The 15,258-nt window shown below is 64.7% G+C and carries 15 protein-coding genes; 12 read left to right on the top strand and 3 right to left on the bottom strand.

Annotation, left to right across the window (positions count from 1 at the left end):
- Window positions 1-80 precede the first annotated feature (80 nt).
- Window positions 81-1,559, top strand: coding sequence for an aldehyde dehydrogenase (locus IPG97_18025; protein ID MBK6858389.1), 1,479 nt, complete (start codon window positions 81-83; stop codon window positions 1,557-1,559).
- A 24-nt stretch (window positions 1,560-1,583) separates the two neighbouring features.
- Here the strand turns inward: IPG97_18025 and IPG97_18020 are convergent, their stop codons facing one another.
- The gene (locus IPG97_18020) at window positions 1,584-2,738 is read right to left on the bottom strand and encodes an FIST C-terminal domain-containing protein (GenBank protein MBK6858388.1); all 1,155 of its coding nucleotides are present in this window, start codon (window positions 2,736-2,738) and stop codon (window positions 1,584-1,586) included.
- A complete protein-coding gene (locus IPG97_18015; GenBank protein ID MBK6858387.1) occupies window positions 2,738-3,133 on the bottom strand; it encodes a hypothetical protein in 396 nt (131 codons plus the stop codon). Before IPG97_18015 ends, IPG97_18020 begins: the two co-directional genes overlap by 1 nt.
- Before the next feature lie 33 nt (window positions 3,134-3,166).
- On the opposite strand from IPG97_18015, the gene IPG97_18010 reads away from it, so the two are divergent.
- The 10 genes from IPG97_18010 to IPG97_17965 all read left to right on the top strand — a co-directional run bounded on the left by IPG97_18010 (window position 3,167) and on the right by IPG97_17965 (window position 12,870).
- Window positions 3,167-3,787 (top strand): TetR/AcrR family transcriptional regulator, encoded by a 621-nt coding sequence (locus tag IPG97_18010; protein ID MBK6858386.1) that lies wholly within the window; start codon window positions 3,167-3,169, stop codon window positions 3,785-3,787.
- Between the two features lie 793 nt (window positions 3,788-4,580).
- On the top strand, window positions 4,581-5,756 hold the full coding sequence (locus IPG97_18005) for a bifunctional diguanylate cyclase/phosphodiesterase (GenBank protein MBK6858385.1): 1,176 nt from the start codon (window positions 4,581-4,583) through the stop codon (window positions 5,754-5,756).
- A gap of 155 nt (window positions 5,757-5,911) precedes the next feature.
- Entirely contained in the window at window positions 5,912-8,107 is a 2,196-nt protein-coding gene (locus IPG97_18000) for an acetate--CoA ligase family protein (protein MBK6858384.1), read from the top strand.
- 37 nt (window positions 8,108-8,144) lie between these two features.
- On the top strand, window positions 8,145-9,752 hold the full coding sequence (dacB, locus tag IPG97_17995; protein MBK6858383.1) for a D-alanyl-D-alanine carboxypeptidase/D-alanyl-D-alanine-endopeptidase: 1,608 nt from the start codon (window positions 8,145-8,147) through the stop codon (window positions 9,750-9,752).
- 109 nt (window positions 9,753-9,861) lie between these two features.
- The gene (locus IPG97_17990) at window positions 9,862-10,209 is read left to right on the top strand and encodes a hypothetical protein (protein MBK6858382.1); all 348 of its coding nucleotides are present in this window, start codon (window positions 9,862-9,864) and stop codon (window positions 10,207-10,209) included.
- A complete protein-coding gene (locus IPG97_17985) occupies window positions 10,206-10,445 on the top strand; it encodes a hypothetical protein (protein MBK6858381.1) in 240 nt (79 codons plus the stop codon). Before IPG97_17990 ends, IPG97_17985 begins: the two co-directional genes overlap by 4 nt.
- The gene (locus tag IPG97_17980) at window positions 10,445-10,831 is read left to right on the top strand and encodes a hypothetical protein (protein ID MBK6858380.1); all 387 of its coding nucleotides are present in this window, start codon (window positions 10,445-10,447) and stop codon (window positions 10,829-10,831) included. Before IPG97_17985 ends, IPG97_17980 begins: the two co-directional genes overlap by 1 nt.
- 76 nt (window positions 10,832-10,907) lie before the next feature.
- The gene (locus IPG97_17975) at window positions 10,908-11,108 is read left to right on the top strand and encodes a MoaD/ThiS family protein (GenBank protein MBK6858379.1); all 201 of its coding nucleotides are present in this window, start codon (window positions 10,908-10,910) and stop codon (window positions 11,106-11,108) included.
- Window positions 11,105-12,082 carry an adenine nucleotide alpha hydrolase family protein gene (locus IPG97_17970; GenBank protein MBK6858378.1) on the top strand — a complete coding sequence of 326 codons (978 nt, stop codon included), beginning with the start codon at window positions 11,105-11,107 and terminating at the stop codon, window positions 12,080-12,082. The genes IPG97_17975 and IPG97_17970 overlap by 4 nt, the downstream gene beginning before the upstream one ends.
- Window positions 12,083-12,132: 50 nt before the next feature.
- Complete coding sequence (locus IPG97_17965) at window positions 12,133-12,870, top strand: tRNA (adenine-N1)-methyltransferase (GenBank protein MBK6858377.1); 738 nt, start codon at window positions 12,133-12,135, stop codon at window positions 12,868-12,870.
- A 77-nt stretch (window positions 12,871-12,947) separates the two neighbouring features.
- Here the strand turns inward: IPG97_17965 and IPG97_17960 are convergent, their stop codons facing one another.
- Window positions 12,948-13,181 (bottom strand): ferredoxin, encoded by a 234-nt coding sequence (locus tag IPG97_17960; protein MBK6858376.1) that lies wholly within the window; start codon window positions 13,179-13,181, stop codon window positions 12,948-12,950.
- Between the two features lie 279 nt (window positions 13,182-13,460).
- Between IPG97_17960 and arc the strand changes: the two genes are divergently transcribed.
- Window positions 13,461-15,239 carry a proteasome ATPase gene (arc, locus tag IPG97_17955; GenBank protein ID MBK6858375.1) on the top strand — a complete coding sequence of 593 codons (1,779 nt, stop codon included), beginning with the start codon at window positions 13,461-13,463 and terminating at the stop codon, window positions 15,237-15,239.
- Window positions 15,240-15,258 lie beyond the last annotated feature (19 nt).

Here is a 15,258-nt window from a genome sequence, read left to right as displayed (position 1 = left end):
GACCCCAACGCTACCGGCCGCGGCGGACCCGCTCCCAAGGGCCACCCCATTGATCTGACGGGGCGTCAGAAGGTTCGGTTATGGTGACGCCACAACCAGATCCGCACGAGGGGTGCACTGCATTGATCATCCAGGACCGTCTCTACATCGGTGGCGAACTCGTAGAACCATCGGGTTCGGACACGATCGATGTGATCAACCCGTTTACCGAGGAGGTGGCCGGTCGCGTGCCCGACGGGACGACCTCCGACGTCGACCGGGCGGTCGCCGCGGCCCGTACCGCCTTCGACTCGGACTGGTCCCAGATCCCCGTGGCAGAAAGGGCGGAGATCCTGGGTCGGGCCTCACAGGGCATCCAGGCCCGGATGGACGACCTGACCCGGCTCATCACCACCGAGATGGGCAGCCCCTACTCGTGGTGCATGTTCGGACAGGTGTTGGCACCCAGCATGGTGCTCGACTACTACACCGAGCTGGGGCGGTCCTTCGAGCTGGAGGAAACCAGGCCCGGCATGTTCGGCGAGGTCGTGGTGCGCAAGGAACCCCTCGGAGTGGCCGCGGCCGTCGTCCCGTGGAACGTCCCGCTCTTTGTGGCCATCTTGAAGCTGGCCCCCGCGTTCTTGGCGGGCTGCACGGTGGTGCTGAAGCCTGCACCCGAGACCCCGTTGAGCGCGTATGACCTTCACGAGGTGTTCGCCGAGGCCGGTCTGCCCCCGGGAGTGCTCAACATCGTGGCTGCCGGTCGCGAGGTGGGGGAGCACCTGGTCACCCACCCCGGCATCGACAAGGTCGGCTTCACCGGCTCCACCGCGGCCGGCCGCCGTATCGCCACCTTGTGCGGGGAGAGGCTTCGCCCGTGCACGTTGGAGCTCGGCGGCAAATCTGCAGCCATCGTCCTCGATGACGCCGACCTCACCCAGACAGTTCAAGGCATCATCGACGGCGGAATCCTCAACAACGGGCAAGCATGTGTGGCCCAGACGCGGATCCTGGCATCGCGCTCACGCTATGACGAGGTCGTCGACGCGCTCACCGAGGCCGTGGCCGCCCAGGTCGTCGGCGACCCGATGGACCCGGCCACACAGATCGGCCCGTTGGTCGCAGATCGACAGCGAGATCGGGTATTGGGCCTGATCGACCAGGGGAAAAACGAGGGAGCCAGGGTCACAACTGGTGGTGGACGCCCTGCGTTCGAGACCGGCTACTTCGTGGACCCGACCGTGTTTGCCGATGTCACCAACGACATGGTCATCGCCCGCGAGGAGATCTTCGGTCCGGTCCTGTCGGTGATCGCCTACGACGGTGTCGACGAGGCTGTTGCCATTGCCAATGACTCGCCGTATGGCCTGTCCGGTTCGGTCTGGGGTGTCGACGGCGCCCACGCCGCCGATGTGGCCCGTCGCATCGACACCGGAACCGTGACCGTCAACCACTTCGGCATGGCCTTCGGTGCACCCTTCGGGGGTTACAAGGACTCAGGGCTCGGGCGCGAGCTCGGACCCGAGGGCGTCGACGCCTATCTCCAAAAGAAGTCGATCAGCCTCGACCCGGCGGGCTAAGGAGGCGAGCCGAAGGACCGACCGTCAATCGAACACCAACACCGACGTCGACATGGAGTGAAGGAACGACTGCGCCTCGACGGGCCCAATCTCGCCGGAGCAGAACATCCCAGCGGTGGCGCCTCGGTTGACGTGTTCGCTGATCACCTCGGCGTCGTGGTGTGGTGCTCCGAAGAGCCCCTCACCACGGTCCTGCCCGGTGAACACCAAGGCCGCCGAACCTTGATGTCCCGACAGTGACGAGCGAAGGTGCTCATCGGCGGTTTGGGGGTCTCGAACGTGGAACTGCACGGTGGTTCCCAGTGGGACCTCACAGTCGACTGCTACCGAGCGCGATGCCCGCTCCATGCCCAGGACCTTCCTGATCAGGAAGTCGCCAGCCTCGAACGTTTCCAGCCTCTCATTGGCCACCAAGCCCAGGTGGAGTCCAAGGCCCATCAATGACTTGTCGCGATGGTCGGCAGACTCGATCAGGTCGTTGATCAGGTCTAGGGCAGGACGTCCCGCGATCCGTTCGACCAGATTGCCACGACCGGCGGTCACGACCAGGGGCTCACCGATGGGACGACAGCCTTGGGATTGAACCGGGCGGACAGGAACGCCTGGCGGGAGAAAGACGCCGACAGCGCCGTGGTCCGAGATCACATGGTCGGCCACCAAGCGATTTCCACCCGGGCCTCGAGCAGCGGAAGCCATTCCTCCCACCACTGACAAGCCGGGGGCTTGGTGGTGCAGGCGGGCCAGGAAGCCATCCACCGGGAACGTGAAGGGGTCGGCGATCAGGACGAGCGTTGCGTCATCGACGGCTACGTCGTCGGTTCCGCTCAGGCGCCAACCGTCACCGTCTCGTTGGGCATCGAACCGTACGGCCCGGGCCCCCCGTGGACCGAGCCGAAGCCGACCCTGCCAGTCCGCGGCGAACAAGGCCACCGCGGCGCGGTCCTCCACCTCGTCGGCCCCAGCCAGCACCGATACGGCGGTGCAACCGATGAAGATGCTGGGGGCAAGGGTGGATCGAACGGTGCTGGCGAGGTCCTCCATGGCCCCGACGTAGCCACCAGTCGCGAACAGCACGGCCATGTCGGGGGAGGGTCCCACCTGTTCCAGGACCCCCCCGACCACCTCTCCCACCGCGTGGGTGGCGAGTGGGTGCTGGGAGACGGCCGCCCCGAACGGCATCAGACCTGGCTGTCGGGTGGGGGGAGCAAGGTGAAGGGAACGGTGACCGTCGGCCCGAGATCCACCCTCACCTCGGCCTCGACCGTGTCATAGTCGTCGAAGCTCAGCTCGGCTCGAACCAATCGGTAGGCGAACTTGCCCGGCTCGACCTGAAGGGGCTGCACGTTTCGTGCGACCTGCTCGCCTTGCCGGCGATAGACGGTCTCGAGAGCTCCTGTCCCCACCTCGTCGAGGGCGCACCTAACCAGCACCACAAGATGTGGCTCGACCGTGACCGGAACGGGTCCGGGCGCAGCAAGCGAGAAGTGAACGCCGGTCAGATCGATCCGGGTGGAGGGACCAGGTGCAGGGCGAAGTTCGATGTTCTCTATGAACAGGGCGGCGACGATCTCCATTGCCATGACCGTACCCGGCCTATGGTGACCCGAATGTCTGGCAACGAACCAGCGCTTTCAACCCGTGACGCGATCATCTTCGAGGCCCGTCGATGTTTTGCCGACCATGGCTATGACGGCACCTCTCTGAACGACATCGCCGCCGCCGTCGGCCTACGGCGTCCTAGCCTCCTGCACCACTTCCCGTCCAAGGAAGCGATCTATGCCGAGGTCTTCCGCATCACATTGGAGGAGTGGGGTGCCCGGGTCGAAGGGGCGATCGCCGAACAGATGGAAGGCTGGAAACAGGTCGATCTCGTCATCACCACCGGCTTCCGATTCTTCCAAGAGAACCCCGATTTCGTCCGGATGGTTCGGCGGGAGGCGCTCGATGGTGGGGCTCATCTGGGCATAGACCTGGGTCAGGCGCTACGCCCCTTCCTCCTTCGGGCCATGGGTTGGTTCGATCGAGAGATGAATGCCGGACGATTCCGGCGGGTTGACACTGAACAGCTCCTCCTCACCGGCTACAGCGTGATGTTCAGCTATTTCAGCGACATTCCGTTCCTGGAGGGACTGCTCGACAGCGATCCCCTCGCCGCCGACGCGCTCGAGGCGAGATTGCAGCACCTCCGCAACCTCTTCCACGTAGCACTCAGCCCGACGGCTCCCTGAGCTGACGGTCGCGTCTTTTCCGTTCGACGGTGGGTGGATCCGGCTAACTTGCGCGCCGACTCCAGCCTCAGATGTCGTTCGGGTGCCCGTGTCCTTCCACACCTTCAACCACCGCGTAGGTCGCCTCTACCCACTGCTCGTCCGCGTCGATCCATGACTGCTGGCGATCAGGGTGAACAGCCAGCATCGGAGGTGTCGTTCACTGCCGGGGTAGCCGACGGTGGCCAGATGTCATCAGCGGTGGCCGAGGCCGTGGTCGACCAGCTACGGCACGACGAACATCTGGAAGCCACCGACGAGGCCGCTCGCACCACCGGTCACGCCCATGAGCGTCTGCTCCAGGTGCTCGATGACCTCGACGACTTGGTCATGGTCGGCCGATTGGGCGGGGGGTTGATCTACACCAACGAGGCGGCGGCCACCCTCGTTCCGCGCATCGAGCTCGGCGTACCCCTCGCCACCTTCTCGGGTGGGGCGCTCGCTGCGCTCGGGAACGAGGAGATCGAACCGAGCTTGAGGGCAATGCGGAGGTGGACGGGGGACCTGGAGCTTCGCCTGGCCGACGGCGAGAAGCACGTGCTGGCCACGACCGTCACCCCGGTGGCCAGCGATTCTCCAGGAGAGGTGTACTTCGGGATCATCATGCGCGACGTGACCGCCGATCGCCATCACGCCCGCCTTCTGGCCGAACAGGCCCGTCGGGATCCGTTGACGGGACTTCCGAATCGGCTCGCCTTGTTGGAGCACCTCGAAGCGTTGAAGGAATCCCCGGGATCTGGTCGCTGCCCTGTTCGTGGACATCGACAATCTGAAGATCGTCAACGACGGGTTGGGGCACGGCGCCGGCGACCGTCTCCTGGTCGCCGTAGCCGAGGCACTTCGGTCCTCCTCGGGCGAGGACCTCCTTGCCCGCTTCGGTGGTGACGAGTTCGTGGTCGTCACCACCGGCTGCAATCGTGAACGGGTCACGTCTCGCGCCGAGCACCTTCTGAAGACGATCGAGATGACCCGGGTAGCCGACATAGGCACCCACCTGACGGCCAGCGTCGGCATTGCCTTCGGTGAGCCGGGCCGACTCGATCCCGAGGGGCTGCTGCGCGATGCCGACGCGGCCATGTATGAAGCGAAACGGCGCGGTCGGGGCGGGGCGGCGCTGTTCGACAGTGACCTACGGCAACGTACGCATCGCCGCTTCACCGTCGAGACCTCGTTGCGCAAAGCGATAGCCGATGGCGACATGGAGGTCTGGCTCCAACCCATCGTGGATATCGAGTCGGGCAGGGTCGTGAGCTTCGAGGCGCTCTCTCGGTGGGGATTGACCAGTCCAGCCGAGTTCATCCCAACCGCCGAAGAATCCGGCCTGATCCTGCGCCTTGGAGACCGGGTTCTCGAGTACGCGCTGTCGGCCTTGACCCGCATCCACGAAGACGACGGCGACGTGCGCATGTCCGTCAACGTTTCGGGCCGACAACTGCTCGACCGAACCTATGCCGATAGGACCCTCGCGATCATCGAGGCCAGCGGCGTCACCCCCTCCGACGTCATCTTGGAACTGACCGAATCGGTGTTCATCGATCCCCGCGAAGAGGTGGACCGTGCCCTGCGCCAACTGCGCGACGCCGGCGTGGCATTGGCGCTCGACGACTTTGGCAGTGGCTACTCCTCGTTGGGTCATCTGCGTCGATATCCGATCGATGGCCTGAAGCTGGACAACAGCTACACCCAGGCACTTCTCACCGACCCCGACACCCGGATCATCACCGAGGCAATGGTGACCATGGCGACTCGGCTCGGTCTCCATTTGGTGGCCGAGGGAGTCGAGAGCTTGGCCGAGTTGGAGGTGGTGGGATCCCTCGGCATCGGTGCCGCCCAGGGGTACCTCATCAGCAGGCCCGTACCGCTCGAGGTAGTGGTCGAGAGAGGTCTCGCCGATCTGAGTGCCCGCCTCGGGCAGACCAGAGGGGCATAGAGAGCGTCCGCAGTCCCTTCCATGTTTGCCGTGCTCGTCCGGTGCAAGCTCGTGTGCAAAGAGGCCGCCGCTCGGGCCTCGGCTTCGACCACTGACAGCGCGGACGATGCTGGTGTCTGACCTCAGCGGTGTGCTCTGGCCTACCCTCGTCGCCCATGTCGACCTCCCCAGCAACCCAGCCGACGTCGCCCGAATCGAGGACCCTCAGCGAAGCAGACTCGAAATCGTTGCTGGCTTCCTTCGGCGTTCGATTCGCGGCCGAGAGAATCGTCACCTCGCCCGACGATGCGGCAGCCGCAGCCGACGAGATCGGCTTTCCGGCGGTTGTCAAGCTCAACGGCGACGCCATCGCCCACAAGACCGAGCGAGGCCTGGTGCGTCTACGCCTGCCTGATGCCGATTCGGTCCGGGCAGCCGGAGCCGAACTTCTGAGCCAAGCACGGCCCGAGGACGGTCCGGTGTCGCTCCTGGTGGCCCCGATGCTCCAGGGCAACCGAGAGCTGATCGCAGGCCTGGCCCATGACCCCCAGTTCGGGATGACCGTGATGATCGGTGTGGGCGGAGTTCTGGCCGAGGCCATTGCCGATGTGGCGATCAGGCCAGTCCCAGTTACGGCGACCGATGCCAGTGAAATGATCGATGATCTGTCGACCCGCTCCCTGTTGGAGGCGTTTCGAGGTGAGCCGGCCGTGGACCGGCAAGCGCTCATCGAGGTGATCCTGGCGCTATCGGCGGCGGCAGCGGCCGATCCCAGAATCGTCTCGGTGGACCTGAACCCCCTCATCGTGGTGGACGGAACACCGATCGCCGTGGATGCACTGGTGGAGGTCACCGATACCCCCGTTGTCTCAGGTCCAGTTGAGGCGCCGGTGACCGGGCCGAGCGACGACGGGTTCCGAGCCCTGTTCGACCCAAGCGGGGTGGTGGTGGCCGGAGCTTCGACTCACCCCGGCAAGTTCGGCTTCGTCACCCTGCACAACCTGCTGGCTGCCGGGTTCACGGGAAAGGTCCAAGCGACAAATCGAGACCGTGCGACCGTGCTGGGTATCGAGACGGTGGCGGACATCGCCGACATGGACGACGGCTCCGCCGAGCTTCTTGTCTGTTGCACCCCGGCCGGCGCGAACCCAGCGATCATCGAGGCCGCTGCATCCAAGGGCGTGAAGGCGGTCTTCGTCACGTCAGCGGGTTATGGCGAAGCCGATGAGGACGGACGTCGGGCCCAAGAGGACCTCGTCACCCAAGCCCGATCGTTGGGTCTTCTGCTGGCCGGTCCGAACGGCCAGGGGGTGGTGTCCACCCCATCGCGGTTGTGCGCCCAGATCGTGGCCCCGTACCCGCCGGCTGGTCACATCGGCGTGGCGAGCCAATCCGGCAACTTTGTCTCGTCGTTCCAGAACTACGCGGTACAGACCGGTGTGGGGATCAGCCGCGCGGTCAGCGCCGGCAACGCCGCAGCCACAACTGTGGCCGACTACCTCGCCTTCTACGGAAGCGACCCCGTCACCCGAGTTGGTCTCGCCTACGTAGAAGGAGTTGGTGACGGTCGAGCCTTCCTCGATGCCATGAGATCGGTGACCGAACACAAGCCGCTCGTCTTGGTCAAGGGAGGGACCACCGCCGTCGGCCAGCGTGCAGCAGCGAGCCACACCGGCTCGCTGGCCACCGATGACCGGGTCTTCGCCGGTGCCGCTCGCCAGGCCGGCATTACCCGGGCCGCCACCGTCGAGGAGGCGTTCGAGGCTGCTGCCACCTTTGCCACCCAACCCTTGCCACGCGGGCCTCGCGTGGTGATTCTCACGACCGTTGGAGGATGGGGGGTGGTGGCAGCCGATGCGCTATCGGGTACGGACCTGGAGCTCTTGGCCTTGCCCGAGGATCTGCTGGCCGAGATCGATGCCAAGCTTCCACCCCGATGGAGTCGAAACAACCCCGTGGACATGGCGGGCGGTGAGACCCGTGACACCATCCCCGAGGTTCTGGATCTGGTGGCGCGCCACGACGCGGTCGATGCCGTGATCATGCTCGGTCTGGGCATCCAGTCCAACCAGGCGCGGCTCATGCGCCAGGGCCCCTTCTACCCCGAACACGGTTTGGAGCGGATCGTCGAGTTCCATGAACGCCAGGACGCCCGTTATGCCACTGCTGCCGCCGACGTGTCAGATGCCACCGCCAAACCGGTGCTGGTGGCCACCGAGTTGGCGGTAACCGATCCCACCAACGCCGGACCGGTCGCGGTCAGGGCTACCGGTCGGCTCTGCTATCCGTCGGCCAACCGGGCCGTTACCGCTCTGGCTCACGCCTGGACCTACAGCCGCTGGCGCCAAGCCCGGGGTCTTCCCGTCCGATGACACCATCGTTCAGCTCGTCCTTTCGATGCTCAGGTCTGTGACTACCTCGGCCCGACTCGTCGCGCTCGCCGTCTCCCTGTTGATGGTCGCGGTCGTGCCATCGAACTCGACACCGGCTGCGGGTTCAGAGCAGAGCCTCAGCCTCAGCCTCAGCAATGGTGGAGCTTGGGTAACACTGCCGGCTCCACGACAGGCCACCCCACCGACCTCGGTGGATCAGGCGTTGATCACCGGGCTCGACGGGGTGGTCGCCCTGTCACCGCCGCAGACCTGCCTTCGGGTCGATATCTCTAGGGCCACCGTCTTTCGACATCAAGCCGAGCTGCCGCTCATACCCGCGTCGACCCAGAAGATCTTCGTCGGGCAGGTGGCGCTCGATCGCTTGGGGCACGAACACCGGTTCCACACCAGTCTGGTCGGGCCCACGCCTGTTGACGGGGTAGTGCATGGAGACCTGACCCTTGTGGGTGGGGGAGATCCGCTTTTGAGCACCGCTGCCTACGCCTTCACCCGCCGTACCGCTGATCAGCCTCTCACGTTCCTCGACGGACTTGCCGACGCCCTTGTTTCCGCCGGAGTCCGCTCGGTCACGGGGAAGCTGTTGGCCGATGACTCTCGGTTCGATGCACTCCGGACCGTTCCCAGTTGGCCGGAGAGATACGTGTCGCAGGGCCAGGTAGGTCCCCTAGGGGCGCTGATGGTCGATGATGGGTTCCGCCTCGAACTCCCTGTGCCGGGAGGCTCCGGGGAGACGATTCGCCGACGCGTCGATGACCCAGCGGTGCACGCCGCCGAACAGCTGAACTCGTTGTTGGTGACCCGTGGCGTGTCGGTGGCCGGTGGTGTGGCGCGGGGGACGGCGGGTGTGGGAGTCGGTGAACTGGCCGGAATCGACTCGGCGCCGCTGGGCGAGGTGGTTCGTCAGATGCTCGAGGAGAGCGACAACACCACCGCGGAGATCCTCACCAAGGAGATCGGAACCCGAGCGGGCACCGGTGGGAGCACCGAGTCCGGTACCCGGGCGATCATGACCCGGTTGGGGGAGCTGACCCAGGCATCGCCGGGAACGTCTATGGCCGACGGCTCGGGCCTAGATCGCGGCAACCGATCGACGTGTGATGATCTCGTCAATTCCCTTTCCGGTACCGGAGGGCCAGATGGAGCGATCGGCTCGCGCCTGCCCGTCGCCGGGAGGAGCGGCACGCTGCGCGACCGATTCCTGGGCACCGCGGCCCAAGGTCGGCTCAGGGCCAAGACTGGGACGCTTAACGCAGTCACTGCCCTGGCGGGGTTCGTGACGCTGCCTGATGGCCGGACCGCGACCTTCGCCTACATCGCAAATGGAGAACAGGCCGAGGACCCACGTCGGGGCCAGGACTTTCTCGGCGTGCTGTTGGGGCAGTACGAGGAGACCTGTGTCGACGAGGAGGTATTGCCGGTGGTGGCTCCGGTGAACGCCTATTTGATCTCGGCAGGCATGACCTCGGCTGCGACCGCGGCGTTGGCCTGGGAGCCGATCGTGACCGCATCCTTGGCCGCCTTCGAGGCTCAACCAGAGTCCGCCGTTAGCGCCTGTACCGCTCGGGCCGAAGGGTTCGAGTTGGTGCTGTTGTCCAGCGTGGTGCCTGCGTCGCGTCCGCGTTGACGACGCCGGTCCTTGCACCACGTCGGGCCGCCCGATAGTAAGTGGCGACCCATCGCTCGCGGCCGTTAGCAACCCACCGTCGCAGACCAGATCCAAACCCGGAGGAATCGTGGCACCACTCGGTGCGAACCAGTCTCAACAGAAGGGCACCGGCGAGATCCTCAACGATCTGTGGACCCTGATCAAGGACTATGCCAAACAGGAGACGATCGACCCGCTCAAGTCAATTGGTCGCTTCCTCATGTGGGGCATACCGGGGGCGATAATGCTCACGCTCGGGCTGCTGTTCGGTTCTCTGGCGATCCTGCGCGGACTCCAGACCGAGACCGATGCCCACCTGACCGGGAGTTGGGACTACGTGCCCCATCTGGCTGCATTCGTGTTCGCTGTGGTGGGCGCCGGCATCTCGGCTGCTCTGATCAAACGACCGTTCAAGGACGCCGGGGAGATCCGATGACCGCGACTCACACTGGAGCTGGGGCTATGCCCGAGCAGGACAAGATCACCCGAGAAGATCTCGAAGCCAAGTTCCGCCAATTGACCGCCGATGTCGACGACCGCGCCGACGCTGCCAAGGGTACGGCTGTCGCCGTGGGTGCGGTAGTGGCAGCGGCCGTTGTGATCGGGGTGTTCCTCCTCGGGCGTAGCCGCGGCCGTCGCAAGACCACCGTCATCGAGGTTCGGCGTTACTGATGGCCCGGCTCCGACCTGTGCCGGTCCGGTCCGGTGGAATGCTCCGAAACCTGGAACGCCTGGGCATCAACCGGGGGTTGATGGGAGGAAGCCGCGGGTGGTTCTACCTTGGGACAGGTTTGTGGACCGTTCGCAAGGTACGGACACTGGCCCGTCGCCAGCCCGAGATCCTTCTCCGCGAGGTGATCCGGCCCGGTGATCGGATAACGGTGGCCAATGGGGTTGCCACCATAGAGTCGGTTCCGGTGGATGCTGCCCAGCTCTCCCGTAAGGGGAGGAAGGCGAGACGAAAGCTCGAAGCCACCCCGAAGTCGCGTCGCCGCCGTCGGGCCTCCAAGCGGGCGGTCCTCACCCACGCTGACGTGAAGGGTGCAGCTCGCCGCTGATCGGGTCGGACCTCGGGGCGCACCGGTTCGACCACGGCCTTTGGGTGTGGCCCGTGGTGGGAGGCAGGATGGAGCGGTGAAGGTGCACCTGCGAAATCCGAACCGCATCGTCGAGATCGCCGGTCCGACGAGCATCGTTGCCCTCCTACGGCACCTCGACCTCAACCGAGAATCTGTCCTCGTGATCCGGGGCGGGACCCTCGTTCCCGGAGATGCCATGTTGGCCGATGATGACGAGGTGGAGATCCGACCGGTCATCTCCGGTGGCGCCGAATGAAGTGTCGAGTCTGTCGGGAACCGGCAGTGATCGACATCCGAAGGCACAACGCCAACTTCTGTGTCGATCACTTCCTGCGCTTGTGCCGAGATCAGACGGCCAAGGCCATCGAGGATTTCGACATGCTCAACCCGGGAGACCGGGTTCTGGTGGCCGTCTCGGGCGGGAAAGACAGCCTCGCCCTCTGGGATCTGCTTCGCGAACTCGGCTACGAAGCCCATGGCCTCTACATCGGGCTCGGGATCGGTGGCTACAGCGACCGGTCAGGGGAGATGGTGCGATCTTTCGCCCATGACCGTGGTCTGACCTTGCACCAGATCGATCTCCGCGAGGAGTACGGCACCGATGTGCCGACCGCAGCCAAGGCGACCCGTCGAGTCCCCTGTTCGGCGTGCGGGTTGTCCAAACGTCATCTCTTCGACCGGGCAGCCGTGGACGGTGGGTTCGACGCCGTGGCCACCGGCCACAACCTGGACGACGAGGCGGCGGTGTTGTTCGGCAACACACTGCGGTGGCAGACCGAGTACCTGGCCCGACAGATGCCGGTCCTGGAAGCTCGGGCTGGTTTCCCCAAGAAGGTGAAGCCGCTCATCCGGCTCGGTGAGCGGGAGATGGCGGCGTACTGCGTTCTGCGTGGCATCGACTACATCGTCGAGGAATGCCCGATGGCCGAAGGCAACAAGCACCTCGGGTACAAGGAAGCCCTCAACGACATCGAGGCCCGGTCACCTGGCTCCAAACACGACTTCTACTTCGGGTTCTTGGCTCGCGCCTCGGGCCGCTTCGCTGACGCTGCGCCAGCGCCGTTGGAGCAGGGCTCTCCTCTCGGCGAGGGCGATCATGATGGCGCACTCGGCCGTTGCGATCGGTGCGGCTCACCGAGCACCTCGGAGGTCTGCGCGTTCTGTCGTCTGATCGAACGCTCAGCCGGAGCTCAGCCCGTCACCCTCACCAGGAAAGGCCGTCCGCTGTGAGCGATAACGCTTCCGATCGTTCGTTCAGAGTCGGGGAGGAGATCCTCCTCATGGATCGTAAGAAGCGCCGATATCTCGTGGCGTTGGAGGACGGTGCCGAGTTCCACACCCATTCTGGCTTCATTCCCCACAGCGAGATCATCGGCCAGCCCGAGGGGGCGGTGGTGCGTTCATCCCGCGGGGCCACCTTCACCACCTTCCGGCCGACACTCAGCGATTTCGTGTTGAAGATGCCTCGAGGCGCACAGGTGATCTACCCAAAGGATCTCGGCCCGATCCTGATGCTGGCCGACATCTTCCCCGGGGCACGGGTGCTGGAGTCCGGGGTCGGGTCCGGAGCGCTGTCCATGACCATGCTCCGAGCCGGGGCTGTGGTCACGGGCTACGAACTGCGGGAGGACTTCGCCTCCCGAGCCCTCAAGAACGTGACGACCTTCGGTGGCTCAGAGCTCACGGATCGATATCGAGTCGAGAATCGGGACTGCTACGAGGGGATCGACGAGGAGAACCTCGATCGGGTGGTCCTGGATCTTCCCGAACCTTGGCAAGTGGTCGGCCACGCCGAGAAGGCGCTGCACCCGGGCGGGATCATCTTGGCGTACACGCCGACCATCATCCAGGCCGTTCAGTTCCGCGAGAGGCTGGTGGACAGCTCCTTCGAACTGGCCGAGACAATCGAAGTCCTCAATCGGGGGTGGAACATTGACGGCACCTCGGTTCGACCCGACCACCGCATGGTGGCCCACACCGGTTTCTTGACCCACGCCCGGCTGCTTCCCTCGGGATGACGCGACGGTGGCGGGGTCCGAAGACCCCGCCACCTCGCCATTCCCTTAGATCGTTCCCCAGAATCGGGGACGATTGATCAGACTTCGATGAAGATGCATTCGCCGGGGCATTCCTCGGCGGACTCGATCACAGCTTCTTCCTGGCCGGCTGGCACGTTGGCCAAGCCCTCGGGTCCACCCGGATCGGAGTAGACCTTGGAGCCTTCCTTCACATAGGCGAGGCCATCGTCGAGAAGTGTGAAGACGTCGGGAGCGATCTCCTCGCAGAGCCCGTCGCCGGTGCAGAGATCCTGGTCGATCCAGACCTTCATGGTTGCGGTTGCCTCTCTCGTGGGTGGCGTCGTCCTCTTTGGACGACAGGGCGGATGCCGTGCCGCGGAGCGTAGCGGAACCGTGAGGCGAAACCGAACCTGGCCGACGTCGCTCGACCGTGACATACCGGTCTTGGGTCACACGCTCCGATTCGAAGTGATGCGGAGAGTGAGGGTGGTGTGGTGGTCACCTTCAGGAGCAAAAGTCAGGCCTAGGGGTGCGCCGAATCGATCCGAACCGGGAGTAGCGTCCCAGTGGGGTGACCCACAACGGAACAGATGCAGGGAGGGTTTGTCGTGAGCGATGACGAAACGATCCGGAACCCGAGCGGCGACGCCGAACTGAACGACCTCCGAGAGCAAGCGGCATCCCTCGAGGAAGAGGTGACGACCCTTCGGAGGCGCCTCCAGGAGGCTCCCAAGCGGGTTCGCACCCTCGAGGAGCGGTTGCTGGAGACCAAGGGGCAACTTCAACAAGCTGTCAGCCAGAACGAGAAGCTCACCTACACGTTGCGTGAGGCTCGCGACCACATCGCAGCCCTACGTGAGGAGGTGGACAAGCTCACCCAACCGCCGGCGGCCTACGGCACCGTTCTCGGCACCAACGACGATGGCACCGTCGACGTGTTCTCCGGCGGACGCAAGATGCGAGTGGCAGCCATGCCCGACGTGGCCGACTCGCTCACCCGTGGCGATGAGGTTGCTCTGAACGAGTCCTTCAGCGTGATTCTCTCTCGTGGCCATGACCTCACCGGCGAGGTAGTGACCGTAAAAGACAACATGGGCTCGGGCCGGGCGTTGGTGGTGGGCCGTGCCGATGAGGAGCGGGTGTGCGAGTTCACCGGCGAGGATCTGGCCGCCATGGTGCGAGCGGGCGACACCGTCTTGATGGACAGCCGCTCGGGCTTGATACTCGAAAAACTGGCCCGACCCGAGGTCGAGGAACTGGTCCTGGAGGAGGTGCCCGACGTCTCCTATGAGGACGTGGGGGGACTTGACAGCCAGATCGAACAGATCGCCGATGCCGTCGAACTTCCCTTCGTGCACGCCGAGCTGTTCGGTACCTACCAGCTTCCGGCGCCCAAAGGGATTCTCCTCTACGGCCCTCCGGGGTGCGGCAAGACCCTCATCGCCAAGGCGGTCGCCAACTCGTTGGCCAAGAAAGTGGCCGAGGTGTCCGGCGACGAGCACGCCCGGAGCTACTTCCTCAACATCAAGGGTCCCGAACTGCTCAACAAGTACGTAGGGGAGACCGAACGTCAGATCCGCTTGGTGTTCCAGCGAGCTCGGGAGAAGTCGGAGGAGGGGTGGCCGGTCATTGTCTTCTTCGACGAGATGGATTCGATGTTCCGTACCCGGGGCTCAGGAATCAGCTCCGACATGGAGTCCACCATCGTCCCCCAACTCCTGGCCGAGATCGACGGGGTCGAGACGCTGAAGAACGTGATCGTCATTGGGGCCTCCAACCGGGAGGACCTTATCGATCCGGCCATCCTCCGGCCCGGACGCCTGGACGTGAAGATCAAGATCGAGCGACCAGACGAGACGGCGGCAACCCAGATCTTCTCCCGCTACCTGACCTCAACGCTTCCGCTCGATCCCGACCAGGTCACAGACTTGGGCGGGGGAGATCCCGACAAGTGCGTCCAGGCCATCATCGAGTCCACTGTCGAAGAGATGTACCGGGACGACGAGGAGAACCAGTTCCTCGAGGTCACCTATCAAAACGGAGACAAGGAGATCATGTACTTCAAGGACTTCGCGTCCGGAGCCATGATCGAGAACATCGTGCGGCGAGCCAAGAAGTTGGCCATCAAACGCCAGATCGCTGGGGGTTCGGTGGGAATTCGCTCCGAAGACCTGGTGGCGTCGATCCACCAGGAGTACAAGGAGCACGAGGACCTGCCGAACACCACCAACCCCGACGACTGGGCCAAGATCTCGGGCAAGAAAGGCGAGCGGATCGTCTACATCCGTACCCTCATCAAGAAGAGCGAAGACGCCGAGCCTGCCGGTGGTCGCTCGATCGAGCGGGTGGCAACCGGCCAATACCTCTAGCCATGCGGTGTCTATTGGT

It is taken from the genome of Microthrixaceae bacterium (assembly GCA_016702505.1).
In the GTDB taxonomy this organism is placed as follows: domain Bacteria; phylum Actinomycetota; class Acidimicrobiia; order Acidimicrobiales; family Iamiaceae; genus Aquihabitans.
The sequence above is the reverse complement of the archived record's forward strand: the minus strand, read 5'-3'. Positions and strand labels throughout refer to the sequence as shown.

Coding starts and splice junctions, on each gene's coding strand:
- IPG97_18025 (MBK6858389.1), top strand. CDS start 81: ATGGTGACGCCACAACCAGATCCGCACGAGGGGTGCACTGCATTGATC.
- IPG97_18020 (MBK6858388.1), bottom strand. CDS start 2,738: ATGCCGTTCGGGGCGGCCGTCTCCCAGCACCCACTCGCCACCCACGCG.
- IPG97_18015 (MBK6858387.1), bottom strand. CDS start 3,133: ATGGAGATCGTCGCCGCCCTGTTCATAGAGAACATCGAACTTCGCCCT.
- IPG97_18010 (MBK6858386.1), top strand. CDS start 3,167: ATGTCTGGCAACGAACCAGCGCTTTCAACCCGTGACGCGATCATCTTC.
- IPG97_18000 (MBK6858384.1), top strand. CDS start 5,912: ATGTCGACCTCCCCAGCAACCCAGCCGACGTCGCCCGAATCGAGGACC.
- IPG97_17985 (MBK6858381.1), top strand. CDS start 10,206: ATGACCGCGACTCACACTGGAGCTGGGGCTATGCCCGAGCAGGACAAG.
- IPG97_17980 (MBK6858380.1), top strand. CDS start 10,445: ATGGCCCGGCTCCGACCTGTGCCGGTCCGGTCCGGTGGAATGCTCCGA.
- IPG97_17970 (MBK6858378.1), top strand. CDS start 11,105: ATGAAGTGTCGAGTCTGTCGGGAACCGGCAGTGATCGACATCCGAAGG.
- IPG97_17965 (MBK6858377.1), top strand. CDS start 12,133: ATGGATCGTAAGAAGCGCCGATATCTCGTGGCGTTGGAGGACGGTGCC.
- IPG97_17960 (MBK6858376.1), bottom strand. CDS start 13,181: ATGAAGGTCTGGATCGACCAGGATCTCTGCACCGGCGACGGGCTCTGC.
- arc (MBK6858375.1), top strand. CDS start 13,461: ATGCAGGGAGGGTTTGTCGTGAGCGATGACGAAACGATCCGGAACCCG.